Genomic DNA, 21,202 nt, shown 5'->3' on the forward strand with positions numbered 1-21,202 from the left:
TTCATGCGCTACCAGGGCAAACTCTACCGGGCGCTGAACCCAATCTATGCGCGCGAGCCACTTTCAGGCCGGGGGGCTGCCCTATATGGCGGCCGTTTCAATCCCAAAGGAACGGCCGCTCTTTACGTCGCAACCTCATTGCAGACGGCAATTAGAGAGGCAAACCAGGTCGGAGATCTCCAACCGACGACGATCGTCTCCTACGATGCAGATATCGCGAATGTCTTCGACGGTCGTGATGCTGCTGAACTCGGAAAGTACGGGATGACCCCAACCAGCTTAGGCGAGCCGGCCTGGCGCGATCAGATGAAGAAGGCCGGGAAAGCGCATACCCAGATCTTCGCTGAAAGCCTCATCTCCGAGGGCTTCAACGGCTTGCTCGTTCGCAGCTTCGCTCGCGGCGCCACCGATGGCGATATCAATCTTGTGCTCTGGAAGTGGAGTGATAGACCCCCGTTGAAACTCGGGCTCATCGATGATGATGGACGCCTGAGTAAAATCTGAATCTTCGATGGGGCGATTGATCGCCATTTCCTGCCAAACCTCATGCGGAAGCGTTGCCGATCATACCAGCCATACCGACGTAATTCGCTGCGGTGTGAACGTTGATCAGCCCCAGCGCAGTCGGTCACCCTACCGGCTGTAGCATCAACCCTAGTTGCCGGGGAACCTTGCTCCCGCTTATTGTTCCCTGTATGTTCCTTACATGGACTCGAAAGCAACCCCCTTCGACTCCGACGCGATCGGAAGTCGCCGTGCCATCATCCGGCGTAACCCGGAGGACATACAAGAGCTTGAGATGATCGAGGCGGCGTGGGGTTCCAACCCGCGCTTTAGTGATGGCGTGCGCTATGAGTTCATCCGATCGGAAGGGCGATCATTTCCGAGCAATCGCTGCCTGGTGCCGGCTTCGGAATTTCACATCCGCAATGGCGAGAAGAAATTCCGGGTGACCATGGAGGACGGCAATTTCTTCTATCTCGCCGCCATTTGGGAGCCCGCCATGGGCGACTGGCCGGTCTGCTATCGCATCATCACAGTTGACGCGAACCCAGAGGTGATGCGCTACCAGGAGCGTCACGGGGCCATCATCCAGCGCTGGCAGGTCATGAAGTGGCTGGATTGCCAGGTGCCCGAAACGGATCTGTTGGTCACCCCGCCTGCGCATCTGTTTTTGGTCGAAGAGATCCTGACCAAGCCTCTGCAGACCAGCCTGGCGTTTTGAGCAGAAGCGGGGCGGTGAATATGTTCGCGCATCCATCCGCCAGTCAGGCCGATCTGTTCGGACAGCCGCTTCTGCCGGGGCTGCGGCAGGAGCATGAGTTCATCACAGCGGAAGAGGAGAGGGCGTTGATCGCCCTGATCGATGGAAGCGATCTTACACCCTTTCGCTTCCAGCAGTGGACGGGCAAGCGTCTGACCCGGAGCTACGGCTGGAGCTATGATTTCCAGACAGGTGCTTTCACGCCAACCGAACCGATGCCGGATTGGCTGCTGCCTTTGAAGGCAATGACGGCGTCTTTTGCTGGTCTTCGGGCTGAGGCTCTCGTCCAGGCTTTGTTGATCCGCTATGATCCAGGCGCCGGCATCGGATGGCATCGCGACGTCCTGTTTTCGAACATATCATTGGGATATCGCTGGGCGAACCTGCCGCGATGCGGTTTCGGCAGAAGATAGTAACGAGGTTTGAGCGACGGAACGCGCCACTGGCACCGCGCTCGATTTATCATCTGAGTGGCCAGGCACGGCACGCATGGGAGCACAGCATTGCGGAAATGCAAGCAACGCGCTGGTCGATCACTTTTCGCAGTCTCGCCTAGCGGCCTTCGTTCGTTCAGATGCGGATAGGGTTCGGGAGGGGAGGAAGCATGAGGATCCAACTGATCTGCAGCTTCATGAGCGTAATGGGGAAGAACCAGGAAAGAAATATTTTGTGCGAACTAATATCGTGATCGACGATGATCTTATGATCAAGGTGCTCCGTACTACTGGCTTTAAGACGAAGCGCGAGGCGGTGGAAGGGGGGTTAAGGTTGCTCCTCTCGCTCCATTCGCAGGCCAAGCTTTGTAACGATCGCGGCAAGATCGCCTGGGAAGGAGATCTTGATACGATGCGGATTGATCGATGATCCTCGCTGATTCGAAGGCTAAAATCGACACGCTAAGTGTTTTCACATGAACGATGACATAGGTGACAATCGGCCGAAGCTGGGGCACATCTGGCTGCGGGCGAAGTTTGCGCCGCAGAGTCCGCCGCCCTATACCGAAAGCTATCTCGTCTCGGGTGCGCGGCGCACCGACGTGATCGCTGATCGCACGGTCGAGTTCTACCCGCGCTCCTATGCGACTGGTGACGACATCATCGCCAACCTGCGCTTTGCCCTACGCTATGAACCCCTGGATCTGGGCGTGCTGGCCGCGACCTTCGTTGCTATCGACGCCGAGGTCATCGCGGCATGGGTCCGCAATGAGCCGAGCGGCAGCTACGCGCGGCGCGCCTGGTTCTTCTATGAGTATCTGACCGGCGAACGTCTCGACGTGCCTGATGCCGCGGCCGGCAATTATGTCGAGGCGCTCGATCCGCAGAAGCATGTCGCCGGGGCGCGGCGGAACTCGTCGCGTCACCGCATCATCGATAATCTGCTCGGCACGCCGGACCTGTGTCCCACAGTGCGCCGCACGGCGAAGCTGGAAGGCCAGATCGGTGTCCACATCGATGCCGAGGCACGCGCGATCATCGAACGTTATGACCCGGCCGTGCTCGCCCGCGCAGTCCGGCATCTCTTCACCAAGGAAACGCGCGCGTCATTCGCGATCGAGGGGGAGACGCCCAGTCCGGATCGGATCGAGCGGTTCGTCGCGGCGCTGGGCGCCGCCGCCAGCTTTGACACGGGCGACAAGGAAGCGATTCTTCGGCTGCAAAATGCGATCGTTGATCGCCGCTATGCCGCGACCGACTGGCGCAGCTTCCAAAATTTCGTCGGCGAGACGGCCATTGATCTCCGCGAGGAGGTGCATTTCATCTGCCCCCGACCTGAAGACGTTCCCTCGCTGATGACGGGCTGGATGGCGCTGATGGCGCGGATGCTCGCTGACGACATCGAGCCTGTCGTAGCAGCGGCAGTCGCGGCTTTCGCCTTCGTCTTCATTCACCCGTTCGAGGACGGCAACGGCCGCATCCACCGCTTCATCGTTCATCACGTGCTGAGCAAGACAGGTTTCAGCCCAGAGAGCATGATCTTCCCTGTGTCGGCCGCCATCGTCCGAGATCGGCGCAGCTATGACGCGGTGCTGGAGAACTTCTCAAGACCCCTGTTAAGCGCGATCGATTGGGGCTGGACCAGCGAGCGCGAGATCGCGGTTTGCAACGACACCGCGCCGCTCTATCGCTTCTTCGATGCCACCTCTGTCGCCGAATATCTCTATGACCGCGTGATTGATACCGTCCTTACGGACCTGCGCGAAGAACTGGGCTTCCTGGCTGTGTTTGACCGTGCGCTGGAAGGTGTCCGCACCATCGTCGATATGCCGAACCGCCGCGCCGCGTTGCTGATCCGCCTGATGCTTCAGAACGGCGGACGTCTTTCCAATAGCAAGCGCGGTCAGTTCGACGAACTGACCGATGCCGAGATCGCCGAGATGGAGCAGGCGGTGCAGTGGGCGCTGGCCGAAGCGGGGGATATACCTCGTGCGGCAAACGCCTTCTGAGAGATGTGACTACCCGAGGCTATCTGCGATGGCGGTCACGTGGGCGGCACACTAGGATCCCTGTACCCCACCAAGCTTGCCGCCAGTCGCATCGACCAGCAGCCGTTCGGCATCGCGCCAAGGGCGGTCATTCAAGTGCCGCGGTTACTTGGAATCGGACAAAGATGGCTCTGCATCAATTTGCTTTCTAGCGGGTTGAACGCACGGCTGCGTTTAGCTGAGGCTGTCTCGGGTTGCAGGGAGGAGCAAGCTCCATTGTCCGACCGGTTCGATCTTGTCTTTTGACCATATGAGCCATATATATGGCTCATATGAACGAAGGAGAATAATGATGATCGCGGAAGCATGCGGCCTTGCTGACTCGCTCGGGCTAAAGACAGGCCCGCGATCACCGCTGGCGATCGCGAACCGCATCAAGGCTGGACTCCCGCTCTCCTCGCTAGAGCGGTTGTCGAAGGCTATCGCGCCGGACGACGCTAGCTTCCCGTATCGCTTCGTGCCCCGTGCAACGCTGACGCGGCGCAAAGGCGCCAGCGAGCCAAAGCTCACCGTTGACGAAGGCAATCGTGTCGCGGCCGTCGCAAAGGTCTGGGAATTTGCGATGGAGATCTATCACGATGAGATCAAGGCGCGCGAGTTTCTCTACCGTTCGCACCCAATGCTTGAGAACCAGAGGCCGATTGACGTGGCTACCGACACGGGAATTGGTGCCGATCTTGTTATCAATCTCCTCGGCCGAGCAGCCTATGGCGGCGGCGCTTGAAGCCGGGGATCGTTGACAGGGTTCTCTACAGCTACCGGATCGGTGACCCTGCAGGAAAGCATCCAATCTATGATGACGAGGGAGCCCGCCTTTTCCCGGGACGCTGGAACACCCCGCGCAGCCCAATGCTCTACACCTCTGAGCATTATGCGACCGCGCTGATCGAGAAACTCGCCCACTTCAACGGGGTGCTTCCCGGGAACCAGCACTACATCCGCCTCACGATTCCGCCGGGCGTCAGCTACGAAGAATTCCCGCAGACTTCCCATCCGGGCTGGGACGGGATCGACGATTCGATTTCGAAGACCTTCGGTGCCACATGGTGTCTCGAATGTCGCTCGTGCATACTCATCGTCCCATCAATTCCCGGCGGTCGGATCGAGCGCAACTTTCTCATAAATCTGCGTCACCCCGACGCGGGCAAGATCACTCACGACATGGCGAGTCCGGTACCTTGGGACCTGCGCCTGTTCCAGATTTAGCCACTTTTTTGCGCGGACCATCGGCCGGGGCACAGTGCGCCAGTTCTGGCCATTACCGCTGGCAGGTCCGTTTCCCAAAAACTGCCGCTCCTAAAGCCTGGGCGCCCGTCAGATCTAAAGGCCGAGTTTCGAGCAATGCTGCAAACAACAACCTGGAAAAGTCAGAAACCCGCGCCGCATTCATGACAGACCACGTTGGAAATCTGGTCAGCGACGGTCAGGTGGTAGGTCATGTGCTGGCCATTCTTATGCAAGGACGCCCCGCATCCAAAACAATGGGTCTGCATCGTGCCGGTACCGCACCCGCTGCAGCGGAAGTACCATTTCCTGTTTCCACTCTCCGTACGATCCGGCTTCACATCAGCAGGCTCGTGCTTCTTGCCGCAAGCGATACAGAAGGTGGCGGTCGAACGGCATATCTCCGTTGTACCGCCCCAGGGTCCTGCACTGCTTCCATTCCGAAGCTCTCTGGCCTCGGGTGCAGGGAATATCTGCTGCAGTTCAAGGGCGATCAGCCGCCGCAGATTGGACAGTGACGCGGCACCGGATATGGGATCGGCAGCGAGCTGGATGCTGCCACGAGCGTGCCCTGTAGGATGGTTCTGCCCATAGTCGCAATCTCGCCGCCAGCTGAGCGGGGAGGTTCGGTGTTCGATCGCGGCCTTAGCGGGCTGCAGAATGAAGACCCTGTCCCCCTCCTGGCCATATTTCTTGATATCGACCAGCGACGTCAGCATCGAGGAAAGCTCGTCCGGCTTCCACCGCGTGCGAAACTTGGCGTCCATGACCAACCCGGCCTTTGACTGGGAATGCATAACATCCCTAAAGATCGACCGGCGTTCCCCTTGGGAAGCTCCAACGGCGAAGCGCAGGCGAAAGTCTGGCCGACGACCATTCGCCAACACAGGCTCAACGTCGAGACAGGCGGACATTCTTGGATGGGTCCGGGTGAAACTCAGCGAAAAGCCAGAGTCATTATGCATCCGCGGCTGGGTGACAGACGCGACTACATGTGTCACCCAATCGTCCTGCGGCTCAAAGCCGAAATCCTGAATGAGGACGCCGATGATCTTGATCAGGCACCAGCGCTCGTAGAGCGCGCTGGCATGCAAGGTGTTGATACGTGCTAGCCGATCGAGTGTATCGCCACTGAGACCAGTGCGCCGTTCGAGCACTGACACCTTCTGGAAGGCGGCAAGTGCCGCAGCATAGATCGGTGACTGGAAGAAGCGCATTCCCATCGGAAATGCCGAGCTGCTGGGAACCTTGAGGTGTTCCCAGTCGGCGTCCTGCTGCCCCAGTGCATTGGCAACTGCATCCAGTCCGGCGCAGATCGCCGCATTCCGCGCGCCGCGCTCCGCAAAGTGGTTAGCGCGCGTAACTGCGCTGTTCGCCTCGAGGCGATACTCTTCCTGTTCCCGGCGGGTAGTAGGGCGACGCCATCCATGCTGCTCATATCGTGATCGCGCAGCCTCGCGCCGCTTGAGAACCGGTGAATGGGCGTCCGCACTCGATATATGTGTGAATGCGGCACGACGTCCAACCTTATTGGGCGTCTGAAACTTCGTGATAACCGCGTTTCCAGTCAGATCTAGGCGGACATCTTTGTCGAAACGGGAAGTGGCAATAACCAGATCGTGTAGGTCTTCCGGGAGCCGGGCGACGCTGAAATCTATGCCCTGACGGCCGTCATAACGATCATCCCTGTCGGGGTTTCGATAGAAGAACTCCTTGACTCCGCCCCTCTCACGCCTGAATTCCTTGCCGACTGTAAACCGATACAGTCGTTCGGTCTGCCCCGGCGTGGGTGTAGAACCTGGCCATTCGGCGATGGCGTCTAGGCGGGCGCGGATGTCGGAAAGCTGATTGTCAAAGATTTCCGGGTCGATGTCCACGTTTTCGACGGCGAGTAATTCTGCCGCCCTCGACCTCTCCCGATTTGCCCTTGCAGTGAGATGGGACTGATGATGGCTGGACGAACGCGCGACCGATCTGGCTAGACGGCGGCAGTGTTCGACAAGCCCGCGCAGATAGCGGTTCTCAGGAATATCAGAACTTTCCTGCGCTGTACGGCCAGGGTATGTACGAGCACCTGGCCGGCGCATGACGGCTCGGAACGTCTCCGGATTTGGGCGAACCTTGGCCGTCGCCATAACGGCGGTCACTTCGCGAATTTCGCACGCAGGATGTTCGAGAACGCGGCCAGCCGCATCGGCGAACGCGCGGAGGGCGTCAAGAAGATCGCGGCTGCTATCCGACCCGATCTCCCCCAATGCCCCGGCGCGGCTTCCTATCGCCAGCCAGACCAGTTCATCCGTGAAATCCTCCAGATAGTCCTGAGCATGTGCGCGATCGAGTTCCAGAGCCACGGCGTCGAGGATGAGCTTCCGGCTTGATCCAAGGTCAACCGAGAACGAACCGAATGAGCGGTGCATTTCCGATATGTGCTTGTGCCCAGCCTTGTTCCAACCTGTTTCGGGAATCCACCATGCTCCGCCGCGTTCGTCCAACACCTTTAGCCATGGGAGGCGCTCATCCTGGGCGTTGATAGTGCAGGGCTCGACATCTGCCAGAGCTCCGGACAGTTGAAGGCCAAACCATGGCGCGGGATCACGGAAGATGGACACTTCGGCATGCAATGTGCCGCCCGGGCTCGTCTCGATCTCAATGGGATAGGTCGAAACCTCAACCTGACGCGCTACGCCTCGGGCCTCCCATTCGATGTTGAGATAGTGCGCCAGAACCCCCACGTGATGGTTCAGCGCAGCCAGTAGTTGATGATGCCGTTGTTGCCTTCGGCCAACTTGATCATGCGCTCCAGATCCGACACGCTGCTCGTATCCGGATCAAGGCGTGCGTTTTCAAATCGCCTTGTCAGTTCGGCGCTCAGTTCCATCAGGAGTTCGCGGCGCGGCCTCCCATTGGCTGCAGGACGCGCCGAATCGAACGCGAGCTTCGGCAGGATCTTGTGCTTGATCACATTGTCCAGTGCCTCGTCTGTACTGATACCTGCTGCGGTTGCGGCACTGATGTAGCCTTGGGACTGGCGCACGGCACGCAACCCGAATTCCACGCCCAGCGGATCGAGATACTGACGTGCGATCTGCGAGAGGAACATTACGTTCGCATCGCTGCGATCGAAAGCAGGATATTCCGCGCGGCTACCCAGTTCGTGTGGCAGCATCCGCAAAGGACCATCGAGCGGTGGCAATGCTTCTGAAGCATCCTGCACCTCACGCTCGATCGCGTCCCAATCGGCCAGCATGGGGTTTCGGAACCGCAGGACTTGTACGCGATCGAGAACCTTGGGCGAAAGCTGGTGGGTGGTGTCGTCCATGTTCACTGCGCCGAATATCCAGACGTTGCCGGGAAGTGTCAGCGAGGTAGGCATGCGAAGCTGGGCCGATAGCGAGCGCCGGAGGCGTGCATGATGGATCAAAACGGATTCATTGTCAGCCAGTCCTCCGAGCCTGTGCAGCTCCGCGTTGGCCTGATCGTGACGAAGGATCTCCTCCAACGTCGCCGTATCTGCCAGGCCGGAACGGCGGCGGGCTTCGGCTTCGACGCCCAGAAAAATGCCCTGCTCCACTACGACATGGCGCTCCTCGTCGGCCGTGTAGAGGTGAATTTCCGGCGATGTGGAGCGACTTTCCAGCAAGCTGAGGAAGTCGGCAAAGTAGTGCTCCACTCGAGCAAGATTCATCTCGTCCAGACAGATGAAGTGCGGCACGTGCGGGCTGCGCGCCGCAGCCTGGAGTGCGAGAAGGAAAGGTGTGGACTGGTAGCTCCGCTCGATCGGATTGTAGTAGCCCAGCAGATCTTCAGGGCCGGTCCAGTTCGGCTTCACCGGAATGACGGTGCATCTCCCGCCGATCACTGTCGCCGCTGCACGCACCAGACTCGTCTTGCCGGACCCAGAGTCTCCTGCCAGCACAATGAGATCTCGCGTGCGAAGCAGCGCCAGGAAATCGCGAAGCTGGGCCTGCGAATAGAGCAATCCGCTATCAGCCAGGCTGCGCTGAAGCAGTGGCGCCAGGCGGGCATAGTCGCCGCCGAGGGCATCCATGAAACTGACGCCAAGGCGCTCGTCCTGCGCAACGGCAATGTCTGGCAGCAGCGCAGCGACGTCGTCGGCATCGGCCAATCCGAGGGCAATCAGACGATTACCCTTTTCCGTGAGCAGATCGGTCAGCCGACGGTAGGTGATTTCCATAAGCTGCTTCTCTTGCTCCATTGTGCTTCTATACATGGCGAACCGCTGTTTCTCGACGCCAAGCCGGACTTGAAGGTCGGCGGCGGCTGTTTCGGCTTCAACGGCATTCTGGCGATGCTTGGCGAGCTCGGCCTCGATTTCTGCTCGAGCGACAAGAGCATCGTCCTGTGCCTGGCGACGCTCAGCATCCAGCCTGCCGAGCGCCTCGACATTGTCGGCGTGGCGGCGAGCAAGTTCTTCGTCCTCCTCCAGGATTGACTTACGAACGTGATTCTCGATCTCATGCCGCGCCAAGCTCGAAATACGTCTCGCCGATTCCGCACCGGATGCAGCGATCTGCCATTCTGCAGGGGCTTCAGCCAACGGTCGCATTGATCCCGACCGGACGTTGAGCAGCCAAGGATTTCGACGCTTGCGCCGCTCAGTCAGCGAGGAAAGCTCAAGTTCCGCGATGGCCCATTGGTTGCCGGCCTCGGCGGCGCGTTGGCCGATTACCTTACGGGAAGGCCCTGGGGGTACGAATGCGGCCGACGCATCGGCCACATCGCGACCTGAAACCCCAGGAAGCGTGGGATACAGCAAGCCCACGCCGCTTTCTGGGTGTTCAATATCATCCAGGAACCAGAGTTCACGGCCATCCGAAAGAATTTTGACCCATACGCGGCCCACGACCCATATGGGTCCCGCATGGTTCAGCCCCCAGGCGCTACGCAACTCATGCAGAAGATCAGCAGGAACTCGTTTAAGGGCTGATTCTAGCGAGGCATCAGGAACACCACTGGTGCCATCAGACCTTCGTGAGACTTGTTGTTCAATCTCGGCACTCAATGCAACTCCGCCTCGCGGCACGTTAGGTTGAAGCAATTGCAGACTCTCAGGATCGTCGAATTCGTTCATGATTAAATCGGGTTAAGGTACGATAAAGATTTTTAAACATCAGCAAACTCTATTCTGCCGCTGCTAGCAGAACTCCCGTGGTTTCCCTGTACCAAACCGAAAGTTTTATCTCCAGACCGCCGTGAAGAGCCTTGAAGGATGCTGGAGTGAACTGCCCGGCAGCAACGCGCCCTTTCAAATCGCTTCAGAATCAATTTGTGGCACCTACGAGCCGACCGTCTGGTTTCCGGTGCTTGCCGGATCGGTCAGCGGCTGAGATGGGCGGAGGGCCTTCTCGAAGAAGATCCGGTGCGTCGCCTCCGCCATGCCCTCGAGGTCGATGATTGTCCGGTCGATGTCGAACAGCTCGGCGGCGCGCTCATAGGCATGCCAGCAGTCGAGTTCTCGCGGAGTCAGCATAATGGTCCGCCTGACATACTCATCATTGGCGGCTGCGATCCGATGTACCTCCTCGTCGCTGAAATCGGCCAGCTTCGAGAAGATCAGGAACACGTCGAACCGATCGGGGGGAAATGCCTTGGCGACGCGCAGCAGGTGCTGGACGTCGTCCTCGGTGATCGGTTTCCGCGTCTTGCACTCACCGATCGCGACCTGGACCCGATAGTCCCGGCCTCGATTAACGAGAAACACGAAGTCCGTCTCACATTTGTGGATTTCGGCTCCATTGGGTTCGAGCGACATTGCGGTCGTCATCGCAAACGAGGTCGGCTCGTGCAGATGGTGGAGTTGCAGCAGGGTCAGCATGACGGGGATCGCGCCCTCCTGATTATCGTTCCGACCGAACAGGCCCGATCGCCGATAGGCCCAGTCCCGATCGCGCAACTGCGGCCCTACATGAAATAGGTTCCCGCAATATTCGCACTTGGCGTTGGTGCGGATATCATCGAGCGACTGCCAGAACTCGAGCTGGCAACTGGGGCAATCGAGCTTGAGGCCGGGCCTGAACACTTCCTTGCGAAGCAGGTGCGCCAGCACCGCATCATTGGTCAGGCGCACGCCGGGCGGGCGCGGCTCTATGTACAAGCTCTCATAGTCGCTGAGAGGATGGTCACTTCCTTCAGCGCGGATTGCCTGCTTTGCGGCACTCGTCGTGAAGCTCCTGTCCGGCGGATAGCGTTCGATCAGATCACGCACGCCGCCGATCCGAAAGACGCGACAGCCATCGACGCCACCCATCTGGCGCACGAGCCGGTTGCATACGAGGCCGGCGGGACTTGGGGCCGCCGAGATTCCGACGCTCTTGAAAATTTCTTCGAACAGCTTTCGCGTCTCGATCGCTCGTATCGTAAGGTCGTGTGCCGATCCGCCGACGACGACGCCGAGCGATCCTGGTTCGGCCCGCGCCTTGTTCCAGTGCACGACGCCGTTGCGACCATAGAATTCGTTCAAGTGCGGCAGGAACGGCGGATGCAGCGTGAAACGCTCGTTGCCGAGCAGACCGATCCCCGGATCGACAGAAACGACATATTGCTGGTCTGAAAGGCCCCCGTCGTCTTTCAGCGGCGAATTCGGGATCATGAAAGCGATCGTCGGCTGCTCTTTTGCATCATCGACCGAAGCGAGCACGCTCTCCGTCCCAAACATCATGATCGGTGCTCGCACATTCAGCCCGTTCCAGATGACAGGATTCACCGACCTGAAAATTTTTTGCTCGCCGAAGCCAGCAAGGTCCAGGGTCTTAGGGTCGTTTCGCGACCATATCGCCATGCCTTGGCGCCAGGCGGGGCCGATCGGTTGAGAGCCGGTCTGTGGAGCAACGCGCCCCAACCACTGGTCTCGCAAATGATCGAGACGCGCCGCTTGCGCCGGGTCGTAGAAGATCAGGGGAATGTCGGTGGCCCGCAGGTTCCAGTAGCTGACGAGATCATCGAAATCCGCGGCATTTCCTATGTAGAAGCCGGGCTGATTGTGGCTCGAGCGCACCGCATAATGCTGCTTCATGGCGAACCTGTTGAAACTGGCAAGGGACATTTGGGCCATCCCGGGAAGCTCGATCGGAATGTCGTGCGCCAATTTGTAGAGCGGTGCCCGGAGATGCTGTTGGATCAATCCGCGATAGTCGTGCGCGCATTCCCCGGTCGGAGGCAAACCGCCGAGGGTCGCAAGCAACATGTCCGCAAGTGGATCTTCATCGCTCCATTGGTGGAGGACGACCAATGCGTCGGCCTGTGGGTTATTCTTGTAATGCTCTTCGAACAGCATCCGCGTGGGCGCCAGAAGATCGGCGAAGGTTGACGTTTTGCCGGTGTGTCCGCGGTCGATCACGAACCTGCGCTGGTAATCAGGCCATGGTAGATGAGCCTGTGACTCGATGAAACCCGTGACGGCTGCGGACTTCGCTGCGGCATGAAGGCAGTCCACTCGGAAAAGGTCGATCAGAGCACGCGCTTCTGTAGGATCGTCGATAGGAATGATCGGATTGAAGCGTCCGCCCCACAACGAAAAGGAACAACGCGCGGAGTAGCGGAATGCAGCTAAATCGCCGCGCTCCACGCACCACCCGATCCTGACTGGCCGATATCGCAGATTTATCGATAGGCTGCCCAAAATCCTGCCCTATTTGAAATTCGTCGCTACGCTCATGCCACGGCAACCGGCGAAAGTCCCAATGCCGGTTCATCGCAGTCTGCTCAAGATGCATGCTTTTATGTGAACGGGCATCTGCTTTCGGCAAGCGACCACGCAGCGATAAAGGCTGCATCCAGTCACTCTCGCTCGAATGGCTAGTTGATCTAAGGTCTAGTTTCCTCGTCGCGCACTAAATGCGGTCTGACCGCAAGCGGCCAGGAGACGCCATAGCTCGACGTGTGAATGTACGGCAACTTCCAGTGATTCCATTCGCACCCGTTTATGGCGGCTATGTTGGCGACAGTGGCTTCGTGAAGATCGGAACCCATTCGCTACTGGAATTTGTCTACTGCAGGTTAGGTCCACCGATCTTCTCTAGGCCCCATTCTTCAGGCGGTTCAAAGATCCGGACGTCAGTCTCGACGGACCGCGCCCGTGCCAGCAGGCCCGGTTTGTTATAGGTCCAGGCCCGGCTCTCGAAACGTTCCTCGCTCAGCGAGGTGATGAGCATCGCGGCTCTTGGGACCCGCTTGGCGATTCGCCGCAGGGTCATGTGGTCCTCATTGCTCATCACTGCCGGCGTGTCCGGATGTGTGTGCCAGTCTCCAAGATAATCAAGATCGCCGGCGCTTGCCGAAAATGCCTTGCCTATTTGCTCCAGTTGCCAAGCATGATCGGGTATGAAGGCGTGCCGCCCATGCATTGCCCGCGGTCCGGGGCCGATGACTCGGGCCACGATCCGATCCTCCCCGTCGTGCCAACCGAGCATAACGCCGCCCGTTTCCAGCGGATGGAATGCAGTGCCCAGTTCAAGAATTCGAAGATTTGCAGTGGCGCTCAGCCAGAGAGTCACGCTACCTCCCGGCCACAACAAACTGGGTGCGCACGGGCATGCCCGACTTCCCAGGTCGGTAAGACCCGCCTCCCGTCCTTGAAGTGCGAGAGGACGGCAACGTCCCAATCACCCGCGTCGAAGACATCCGGAATGGTGACGGCTATCGCACCGCGAACCACTTGCAGCGACACTTCCTGCAGATCGAAAGCGCCCCCTGTGAATGTCGGCGCGTTGCATCCGACCGGAAGTACGCTGCCCCCGGTGTCTTCCGCGGGCAACGGTAGCGTGCCGTCAAGCCATTGAGATTGTACGCATAGGAAACATGCTGGATGATCGGTCGCGAACTTCGCAACCACGCCGCCTGCGGCGCCAAGGGTTGCATATCCGATCACAAGAGGGGTTCCGATGTCTTTGCAATGGAACGCCAGCGCCTGCTGGCATTCCGTTGATGCCGACGTGTCGATCACGACGTCAACCGAGCGGATCAGCGACCGCAATTGCTGCAAGATGTTCCCTTTGAGTTGTCCCAGTTCTTGCGAGTCAGAAAGCGCCGCGCCGACTTTGGTTTGGCCGCTGGACACCTGCGTCCACGGGTAGTTTTGCTGGATGAACGCTGCGAGCACCTCGGACTTGGAAACACCCCATACCGACCGACCGAGCGGCCAGCGAACATAATTGCCGGGCTCGACGAGGTCGGGATCGAACAGGCTGATTTCCTTGAAACCGGCTCGCGCCAGCTCAATAGCGGCGAAGCTCCCGATCGCACCACATCCTATGAGCAGGGCCTTCTTACCGCGCAGCGCGCTGGCGACCGGCAATCGGCTGAACATGTCGTCGGAAATGCCATAGCCCCGGACGAAGCTGACATGGCGACGCTTGCCGACCCAACGACTAGCCAGGAAAATCCATCCATCGCCAAGACCATTCGGACCATAAGCGACCTCCTCCTCAATGAGAATCGCCGTGATACTCAAGGGGGCTTTCCCGATCTTCGTCCAGGCGCTTGCTTCACCCTGGAACAGGTTCGCCTCAGCTGCGATCAGTGCTTCCGCTTCGGCCAGGAGGGCTGCCGCGTCCCGCCCATGGGTCGGTTTCATGCGCACCCATCGGGCTGGCAGTGGCGACCACTTTCCTGTTCGCTGCGGCAGTTCGAATGGCTCTGCGAGCCAAACCCCTTTAGCAGGTTTCGTCTGCGTCAGGATCGCTTCGAAAGCTGGGCCGTCCTTCTTAGAGCGCGCTATCGGGCGATCCTGGCTGACGGCTGTCGCTGGGCCGAATTTGCCGGTTGGAGCGGCGCGCCCTTGTCCAAAGTACACGGCAGAGTTGGTTTCACCCTGGCCGTTAAAATAGGTCGAGAGCGGATCTGGATAAGGCTCCTCCGCCTTAGCCGCTTCTTCCCAAGAGCCAGCATTGCGGTGGCCGATGGCATCGAACAGCTGCTGCAACTGGCGGTCGATCATGTCAGCCACAAGTTCGTTAGGGTCCCACTGGCCATTGCCTTGGATCAAAAGGCAGAGGGCCTTGCTTTGCGGATTTTGATGGCGATCGAGTTCAAGATCGGGTGCCGTCACTTCGGGGCGGCAATAGGGATGTAACGAGGAGAACCCGACAAGTAGCCGAATATCTCCTCGCTCCTTGGCCGGCCAGATCGCTTCCAACAGGAGGAAGCCATCTGACTTGTGCTTAACCGAGACCGCAGCGCCTTGGCGTTCAAACGCGGCCAATTCGGCCCGGTACAGGCCGTCCCATAAGTCCCACCAGCCCTCGGCCGCGGTCATCTCTTCAACCAACCGGGCGGTGGGGCGGCGGGTTGGACGGCACCGGCGGACCATCCGGACGGCCGGGTGTATGGCTCGGCGGGCCTTTGGGCACATCGGGGTGCTGCGGATGATCCGGGTGGCCCGGCGGATTTCCATTGTTGTTGCTGTTCATCATGATCTCCTGAGAGGACTCTTGACGCCGTGTCATCATGGACTAGAATCGCGTTCGAGTCCTGATTTGAACTGTATGCATCAGGACTAATTTGCAAATCAAGTCCAGAAATGGACCGGGGAGCTTTTTATGGGCAATTCGCAAGCCGATGCTCGCGCGGGCATGGGAACAACCCGGATTCCGGTCGAGCTAGAGGCCTTTTTCCAGATCGCGGAACGCTGGGAGTTGACCACCGACGATCAGATCAAGCTCTTGGGCTCACCGGGCAGGTCGACATTCTTCAAATGGAAGAAAGAAGGCGGAACGATTCCGAATGATACGACGGAACGCCTCTCTCACATTTTGGCCATTTGGAAGGCCCTTCGTATCCTGTTCACGGTCGACGAACGCGGCGACGCCTGGATGCAAAAGCCCAACGAATTTTTTGATGGCCAGTCTGCCCTGGCTATTATGTTGCGGGGGGGAGTCGCAGACATATATCGAGTTCGGCAATATCTCGATGCTCAGCGTGGGGGTTGATCGCAATGGAGTTGGTCGACATCGAATGTGAACTTTACAGGCTCATTCCGTCGCGTTTCCCGCCCGTTTCTGTTTTCGGCGGCCTTGTGGCAAACGACAGGCTCGATCAACTCGCGGAGATCGAGGCGCGCACCAATCCGCGTTTACAGTCAAGTGAGCGGCTACGAGTCTTGTATGGCGATAGCGGGTCGCCGCAGCTTCAAAACTGGAATCTCGCTCCATTCAAATACCTCAACCCTGAGGGGAGCCGCTTCTTCCCACCTACCCGGCCGGCATTAGAACTTTCCGATTATCAACAGACGGCGCTCGCCGTAGCGGTCGCTCGGCGCGAGGGATTCCTGCGGCGAACAAGTGAGGCCGCACTCGGCTTGGACATGCGGATGCTCAAGACCCCCGTGGCGGGAAAGTTTGCCGACCTTTCGGAAGTTTCGCCCACCCTGGAGCGAGAAAAACGCTGGGAGATAGCAAGAGATTTGCCAGAAGCGGCGGATGGCATCATCTACTGCCCCCCTGAGCGACCGTCGCACCGCTGCTACGCGGTGTTGCGAGGCGACAGGCTTGGGCGAACGATCCAGACGGTTCACTATCGTTTCGCATGGGACGGATCCCGTATTTCAGCGGTCTACGCCTTCGATGAAGTGGGCCGGAGGTTAAATCCCGAGGACCTTTCGTCACCAGATGACGCTCTCGCTGCGTAGTCTCTTGCGGCCATTAAGCCGATCAACGGCCAGCATCGTGCTAATGGTCTGAAATGGAAGATCGGGCCGATGCGCGGTATCAGACACGACGGTCGAAAACGGAATGGCCTTTTCTGAGCCGGTAGAGAAGGGAGGGGCGATTGGCACCGGGCTCGCGACGCTTCTCTCCGGTTTCTTCCAGAAAGCCTCTTTCGATTACCTTGCGGCGGAAAGCATCGATGTTGAGCCTTTCATCCAGGACAATTTCATAGACGCCGTGTAATTCCGCCAGAGTGAACGTCGGCCCCAGGAAACGCGCAGGCAGATCGGAATAGGCGCCCTTGCCCCGCAGCCGCGCGACCGCGGCAGCAAGGATGCTGTCATGGTCGAAGGGCATTCCCCCGGCTACTTCCACTGGCTTGAGTTCCAGTCCCTCAATCTTCAACGCAGGCTCCAGTCGTTCGCGTGGGGATAATGAAAAATAGGCGACGCTGGCCGACCATCCCCGTGGATCGCGATCCGCGCCGGAGAAGGTTGAGAGCTGTTCGACATAGAGATTGGTGAGCCCCGCCTTGGTGCTGAGCACCCGCCGCGCCGTATCGCCCAGATGGCTGTCCTCACCGACATGGACATAGCCGCCGATCAAAGCCTGGCGCTCGGCGAAAGGTTCGGCGCCACGTCGGGCGCGCAGCACGCACAACCGGTCTTCGTTCAATGTCAGCGGGACGATGTCGACGGTCAGAATCGGCTTTTCGAATGACGGGCTCATAAACTGCATCTTGCATCTTATCTAATAAAATGCAAAATGACGTTTATTGAGTCGATAAGGAGATTGACCATGGGACACGGAAATTGGAGCGCCCGCGATTGGGAGGCTTATGCGGCTCGCTCGGTTCATGGCCGCAGCCGCGGCGAGCTTTTCGGCGCCCGGGGTATGGATCCAGCCTATGATCCGGCGCGGATCGGCATGCGGGAGTCGCGCGACAGCGCCGACAATCCGGATTCCACGCCAATCATCATCGGAGTCGATGTAACCGGGTCGATGGGCATGCTGGCGGAAGAGCTGGTTGTGCGCGGCCTCAATGAGACATTCACGATGTTGATGGATCGCAGGCCGGTCAGCGATCCTCATGTCATGGCGATGGCGATCGGGGATGCCTATTGCGACCGGGCGCCGTTGCAGGTCACGCAGTTCGAGGCGGATCTACGTATCGTCGAACAGTTGCGCCAGCTCTGGCTGGAAGGCGGCGGTGGCGGCAATGATGGGGAGAGCTATTGCCTTGCCCATGTCTTCGCCGGCCTCAAGACCGAGCACGACGCCATGGAGAAGCGCCGCCGCGAGGGCTTCCTGTTCACGGTCGGCGATGAACCCGTGTTGGACGGTGTCGAGCGTGATCAACTGGCTCGGGTGATGGGCATCGATGCGCGCCGGGGCATCTCGGGCCGCGAAGCGGTGAAGCTGGCCAGCGCGGGCTATGAAGTGTTTCACATCATCGTCGATGGCAGCTACGCGGCGCGCAACATGCGGAAGGTGCGGGCATCGTGGGAGGCGATCCTGCCCGAACGGGTCCTCCATCTGAAGGACCCGGCGCGGCTTGCTGAAACGATCGTTGCCACGATTGAACTGGTGAGTGGTCGCCCCGCACGAGCCGCGAGCGGCCTCGCCACCTTATTGCCCGAACCGCTGCGGCGCCTTCCCTGGGCCGGGCTGGGGAGGATTTGAGATGCGCGCCTATGCCGTGATCGGCGCGAACTATGGTGACGAGGGCAAGGGGCGGACGGTCGACTGGCTGGCTGCTTCCCTTGGCCCCGATGTCGTCGTAGTGCGCAGCAATGGTGGCGCGCAGGCAGGCCATACCGTGGTGACGGGCGGGCGGCGTCATGTGTTCCATCATTTCGGTTCGGCTACGCTGCGGCAGGGACGTACGCATCTGTCACGCTTCATGGTTTCGCATCCCATCCTCTTTGCCGATGAATGGGAGACGTTGATCGGTTTCGGCGATCCGCCACGGGTAACGGCGGATCCGCGCGGCTGGGTCACGACCCCCTGGGACATGATGGTCAATCAGGCGGTGGAGTTGGCGCGCGGTGGCCATCGGCATGGTAGCTGTGGTCTTGGTTTTGGAGAGACGGTAGGGCGCTCCGAGCAGACTTCCTTCGCGGTGACAGTTGCAGATCTTTGTAGGCCTGATCTTGTGGGTAAGCTGCGAGCAATCCGGAATGAATGGCTGCCTGTGCGCTGCGCGGAACTCGGCATCGAGCTGAGCTCTGGTCCGCTGGCATTTGCGGCGGCCGATGCTTTGCTTGAGCGCTTCGTAGAGCAGTGCCGGGCTTTTTCGGAACGGGTTGTGCTGCAGTCCGATGCCGATCTGCCCAGAATGGGGCCGATCATCTTCGAAGCAGCGCAGGGCTTACTTCTCGACCAGGGTGCAGCTGGTTTCCCATTCGTCACGCGCTCCAGTACGGGTCTTGCCAACATCACTGCCATCGCCACAGAGGCGGGGCTTGGGGAGCTTGAAGCGGTCTACGTCACCCGCTGCTATCTCACCCGTCATGGACGTGGAGGGATGGAGGATGAAAGGTCGATTGACCAATGGTTCAGCGTAGATGATGCAACCAACCTTCCCAATCCTTGGCAGGAAACCGTGCGCTTCGGCCTTCTCGATCCGGCTCGTCTCGGCCGCCGTATCGCGGCTGACCTGGCCGTGGCCGGGGATACTATGGCCGTCACGCCGTCGCTTGCGATCACATGTCTGGATCAGGCCAGGGATGATCGCTTGGGGTGGATCGACGGCGCTGAGGTGCGAAGCGGGCCAGTGCGAGAGATGATGGCGGAGCTTGAGATGGCTACCCGCCTTCCATGGACCGCTGAATTTTGGGCTCCAAGCAACGAATGAAGTCAAAAGTTCAATCATCCGCGTTGCCATTGGCGCGAATACGGCGATTGTCGAGGAGCGGCGGATGCTGGCTATCAGTGCGATAGGTGGCCATCTACTGTGACCGGAAATGTCGCATTTGACTGACAAAGGCGAAAGAAAAGGAGCGTCTATGAAAAAGCCGGTGAGCGTCGCCAGTCTGAGCGAATTTGGAAGAGTGCGGCTGTCAAAGTCGTTTTTCATGCGCGACTTTTTGTTCTCAGACATCGCGGCGATCCACGGGCTTCCAAATGTACCTGATGACCCTGACCTCGCCATCGAGGCGGGCAGCCGCCTGTGTCAGGATCTGCTTGAGCCGCTACAGGACCGCTTCGGCCGGCTGGCCATACGCTCGGCATTCCGCTCCTGCGACGTCAACGGACTTGGCTCCGAGATGATGAATGCCGGTAAAGCGGGCTATAACTGCGCCTCCAACGAGCGGAACTACGCGAGCCATATTTGGGATCGGAAGCGTGACGGTATGATGGGAGCGACGGCCTGTATCGTTGTTCCGTCTTTTTGGGATGCCTTCCAGGAGGAGGGCGATTGGCAGAAGCTCGCATGGTGGATCCATGATCATCTGCCTTACTCCAGTCTCTACTTCTTTCCCAAATACTGGGCTTTCAACATTTCCTGGTTCGAACAACCGGCCAGAACGATCCACAGCTACACCAGCCCAAAAGGCTGTCTGACGAAGCCCGGAATGGAGAATCATGTCAGCACGCATGAGCATGAATGGGCCGGAATAGAAAAAGCGATGAAATCTTAATCGGCGCGCTGACCGCGTCATTTGGTGCATGCGCCGCGCGCTAGGAGAGGGGGCGGTGCTTTCAGTGGGTCAGACGTTGTCGTCGATCATACCGATGATTGGGAAAACTTGCTTGATCTGGCCGTGGGGGATCGATGCCGTCGCCTGTTCGCGATATTGTTTTAGCTCAATAAGGTTGCGATCGCGGGCGAGCAGTCGACCGGCGGTCCACAATGAGCGTTCTGTTTCATCTCGCAACTGGATCAGCACATCTGCATTGATCGATGCCGGTTTGACGCGGTCGAGTAGTACCCGCTCGCCGGCTCTGAAACGCGGTTCCATAGCTTCGCCAGGGATATACATGACAAAATAGCGTTCAGTGTCGCCCAGCCCGAAAGGTGCTGCCATATAGGCTACTGGACGAGAAAGATCGGCTTCCCAGAGTTCAAGCTGCTCGGCAAAAGCTAAGCCGCTCTCCTCAGGAAAGTGGACACTCGCCGCGTACACTGGGATGCCGCTCTGCTTCGAAACCACGGGAAGGGCCGGATCGTCCTTCAGCATGATGTCGGATGTCGGAGATCGCAGCGGCAACGCATCCGTTTCACAGATGGAAAATGCATCCGGAAACGTGGCCCTGAGCTTAGCGACGCTTTGTTGTGAGAGCGAATAGCCGACCGTAGGGTTAGGGTAGATCCGGGTGAGCGTGGAGGGCGCAAGACCTGAGCGGCGCGCAATCTGGCTTGCTGAAAACCCGGTTTCCTTGATCAGGCAACCGATCAGGCTGCGGGCTCTATCCTGATCCCACTCACCGACAAAAGACATGTGTATGCGCCCGTTTTCTTAGCGCGACAGCCAACCACGACCAGATGCGGCCGTCGTCCGTCGCGCCAGCATCATTATGCGCTTCGATCATTCCGGCGCAAACTATAATAGCGCAAATTTGCAA

Annotated in this window: 21 protein-coding genes; 13 read left to right on the top strand and 8 right to left on the bottom strand. The window is 59.1% G+C overall.

The genetic code is table 11. The annotated features are described in order from the left end of the window. Positions 1–3 precede the first annotated feature (3 nt). The 8 genes from EP837_RS08750 (at position 4) to EP837_RS08780 (ending at position 4,952) form a co-directional block, all read left to right on the top strand. Complete coding sequence (locus EP837_RS08750) at positions 4–504, top strand: RES family NAD+ phosphorylase (RefSeq protein WP_066526505.1); 501 nt, start codon at positions 4–6, stop codon at positions 502–504. A gap of 295 nt (positions 505–799) precedes the next feature. After that, positions 800–1,225, top strand: a complete 426-nt coding sequence (locus tag EP837_RS08755; RefSeq protein ID WP_082919662.1) for an SOS response-associated peptidase family protein — start codon at positions 800–802, stop codon at positions 1,223–1,225. A gap of 20 nt (positions 1,226–1,245) precedes the next feature. After that, positions 1,246–1,677, top strand: coding sequence for a hypothetical protein (locus EP837_RS08760; protein ID WP_335675592.1), 432 nt, complete (start codon positions 1,246–1,248; stop codon positions 1,675–1,677). Next, entirely contained in the window at positions 1,656–1,820 is a 165-nt protein-coding gene (locus EP837_RS21945; protein WP_335675594.1) for a hypothetical protein, read from the top strand. Before EP837_RS08760 ends, EP837_RS21945 begins: the two co-directional genes overlap by 22 nt. Then, a complete protein-coding gene (locus tag EP837_RS21545) occupies positions 1,754–2,128 on the top strand; it encodes a type II toxin-antitoxin system VapB family antitoxin (RefSeq protein WP_225870521.1) in 375 nt (124 codons plus the stop codon). Before EP837_RS21945 ends, EP837_RS21545 begins: the two co-directional genes overlap by 67 nt. Before the next feature lie 46 nt (positions 2,129–2,174). Continuing rightward, positions 2,175–3,707, top strand: coding sequence for a Fic family protein (locus tag EP837_RS08770; protein ID WP_066526510.1), 1,533 nt, complete (start codon positions 2,175–2,177; stop codon positions 3,705–3,707). 331 nt (positions 3,708–4,038) lie between these two features. Continuing rightward, positions 4,039–4,470, top strand: a complete 432-nt coding sequence (locus tag EP837_RS08775) for an antitoxin Xre/MbcA/ParS toxin-binding domain-containing protein (protein ID WP_065847313.1) — start codon at positions 4,039–4,041, stop codon at positions 4,468–4,470. Next, positions 4,467–4,952 (top strand): RES family NAD+ phosphorylase, encoded by a 486-nt coding sequence (locus EP837_RS08780; RefSeq protein WP_066526512.1) that lies wholly within the window; start codon positions 4,467–4,469, stop codon positions 4,950–4,952. Before EP837_RS08775 ends, EP837_RS08780 begins: the two co-directional genes overlap by 4 nt. Positions 4,953–5,113: 161 nt before the next feature. On the opposite strand, the gene EP837_RS08785 is transcribed toward EP837_RS08780, so the two are convergent. The 6 genes from EP837_RS08785 to EP837_RS21285 all read right to left on the bottom strand — a co-directional run bounded on the left by EP837_RS08785 (position 5,114) and on the right by EP837_RS21285 (position 15,397). Then, positions 5,114–7,465 carry a hypothetical protein gene (locus tag EP837_RS08785; RefSeq protein WP_225870597.1) on the bottom strand — a complete coding sequence of 784 codons (2,352 nt, stop codon included), beginning with the start codon at positions 7,463–7,465 and terminating at the stop codon, positions 5,114–5,116. A gap of 245 nt (positions 7,466–7,710) precedes the next feature. Next, positions 7,711–10,062 (bottom strand): McrB family protein, encoded by a 2,352-nt coding sequence (locus EP837_RS21550; RefSeq protein WP_225870522.1) that lies wholly within the window; start codon positions 10,060–10,062, stop codon positions 7,711–7,713. 204 nt (positions 10,063–10,266) lie between these two features. Next, complete coding sequence (locus EP837_RS08795; RefSeq protein WP_156518452.1) at positions 10,267–12,327, bottom strand: hypothetical protein; 2,061 nt, start codon at positions 12,325–12,327, stop codon at positions 10,267–10,269. Positions 12,328–12,976: 649 nt separating this feature from the next. After that, positions 12,977–13,483 carry a Mov34/MPN/PAD-1 family protein gene (locus tag EP837_RS08800; protein ID WP_066526518.1) on the bottom strand — a complete coding sequence of 169 codons (507 nt, stop codon included), beginning with the start codon at positions 13,481–13,483 and terminating at the stop codon, positions 12,977–12,979. Beyond that, on the bottom strand, positions 13,480–15,243 hold the full coding sequence (locus tag EP837_RS08805; protein WP_197486254.1) for a ThiF family adenylyltransferase: 1,764 nt from the start codon (positions 15,241–15,243) through the stop codon (positions 13,480–13,482). The genes EP837_RS08800 and EP837_RS08805 overlap by 4 nt, the downstream gene beginning before the upstream one ends. A 4-nt stretch (positions 15,244–15,247) precedes the next feature. Further along, positions 15,248–15,397, bottom strand: coding sequence for a hypothetical protein (locus EP837_RS21285; protein ID WP_197486255.1), 150 nt, complete (start codon positions 15,395–15,397; stop codon positions 15,248–15,250). Positions 15,398–15,526: 129 nt separating this feature from the next. On the opposite strand from EP837_RS21285, the gene EP837_RS08810 reads away from it, so the two are divergent. Together EP837_RS08810 and EP837_RS08815 are read left to right on the top strand one after the other, a co-directional pair. Next, complete coding sequence (locus EP837_RS08810; RefSeq protein WP_066526520.1) at positions 15,527–15,916, top strand: MbcA/ParS/Xre antitoxin family protein; 390 nt, start codon at positions 15,527–15,529, stop codon at positions 15,914–15,916. A 5-nt stretch (positions 15,917–15,921) separates the two neighbouring features. Then, positions 15,922–16,614 (top strand): RES family NAD+ phosphorylase, encoded by a 693-nt coding sequence (locus EP837_RS08815; RefSeq protein WP_066526523.1) that lies wholly within the window; start codon positions 15,922–15,924, stop codon positions 16,612–16,614. Positions 16,615–16,693: 79 nt separating this feature from the next. Here the strand turns inward: EP837_RS08815 and EP837_RS08820 are convergent, their stop codons facing one another. Further along, on the bottom strand, positions 16,694–17,362 hold the full coding sequence (locus EP837_RS08820; protein WP_066526526.1) for an NUDIX hydrolase: 669 nt from the start codon (positions 17,360–17,362) through the stop codon (positions 16,694–16,696). A gap of 69 nt (positions 17,363–17,431) precedes the next feature. Between EP837_RS08820 and EP837_RS08825 the strand changes: the two genes are divergently transcribed. From EP837_RS08825 to EP837_RS08835, 3 genes are all read left to right on the top strand, one after another. Continuing rightward, positions 17,432–18,316, top strand: a complete 885-nt coding sequence (locus EP837_RS08825; protein ID WP_066526529.1) for a hypothetical protein — start codon at positions 17,432–17,434, stop codon at positions 18,314–18,316. 1 nt (position 18,317) lies between these two features. Further along, entirely contained in the window at positions 18,318–19,490 is a 1,173-nt protein-coding gene (locus tag EP837_RS08830) for an adenylosuccinate synthetase (protein WP_066526530.1), read from the top strand. A gap of 151 nt (positions 19,491–19,641) precedes the next feature. After that, positions 19,642–20,277: a hypothetical protein gene (locus tag EP837_RS08835; protein WP_066526532.1), complete on the top strand. Its 636-nt coding sequence runs from the start codon at positions 19,642–19,644 to the stop codon at positions 20,275–20,277. Between the two features lie 69 nt (positions 20,278–20,346). On the opposite strand, the gene EP837_RS21290 is transcribed toward EP837_RS08835, so the two are convergent. Further along, a complete protein-coding gene (locus EP837_RS21290) occupies positions 20,347–21,078 on the bottom strand; it encodes a hypothetical protein (protein WP_066526535.1) in 732 nt (243 codons plus the stop codon). Positions 21,079–21,202: the final 124 nt, after the last annotated feature.

The sequence above is a fragment of the Sphingobium sp. EP60837 genome, from assembly GCF_001658005.1.
GTDB classification, from domain to species: Bacteria; Pseudomonadota; Alphaproteobacteria; order Sphingomonadales; family Sphingomonadaceae; genus Sphingobium; species Sphingobium tyrosinilyticum.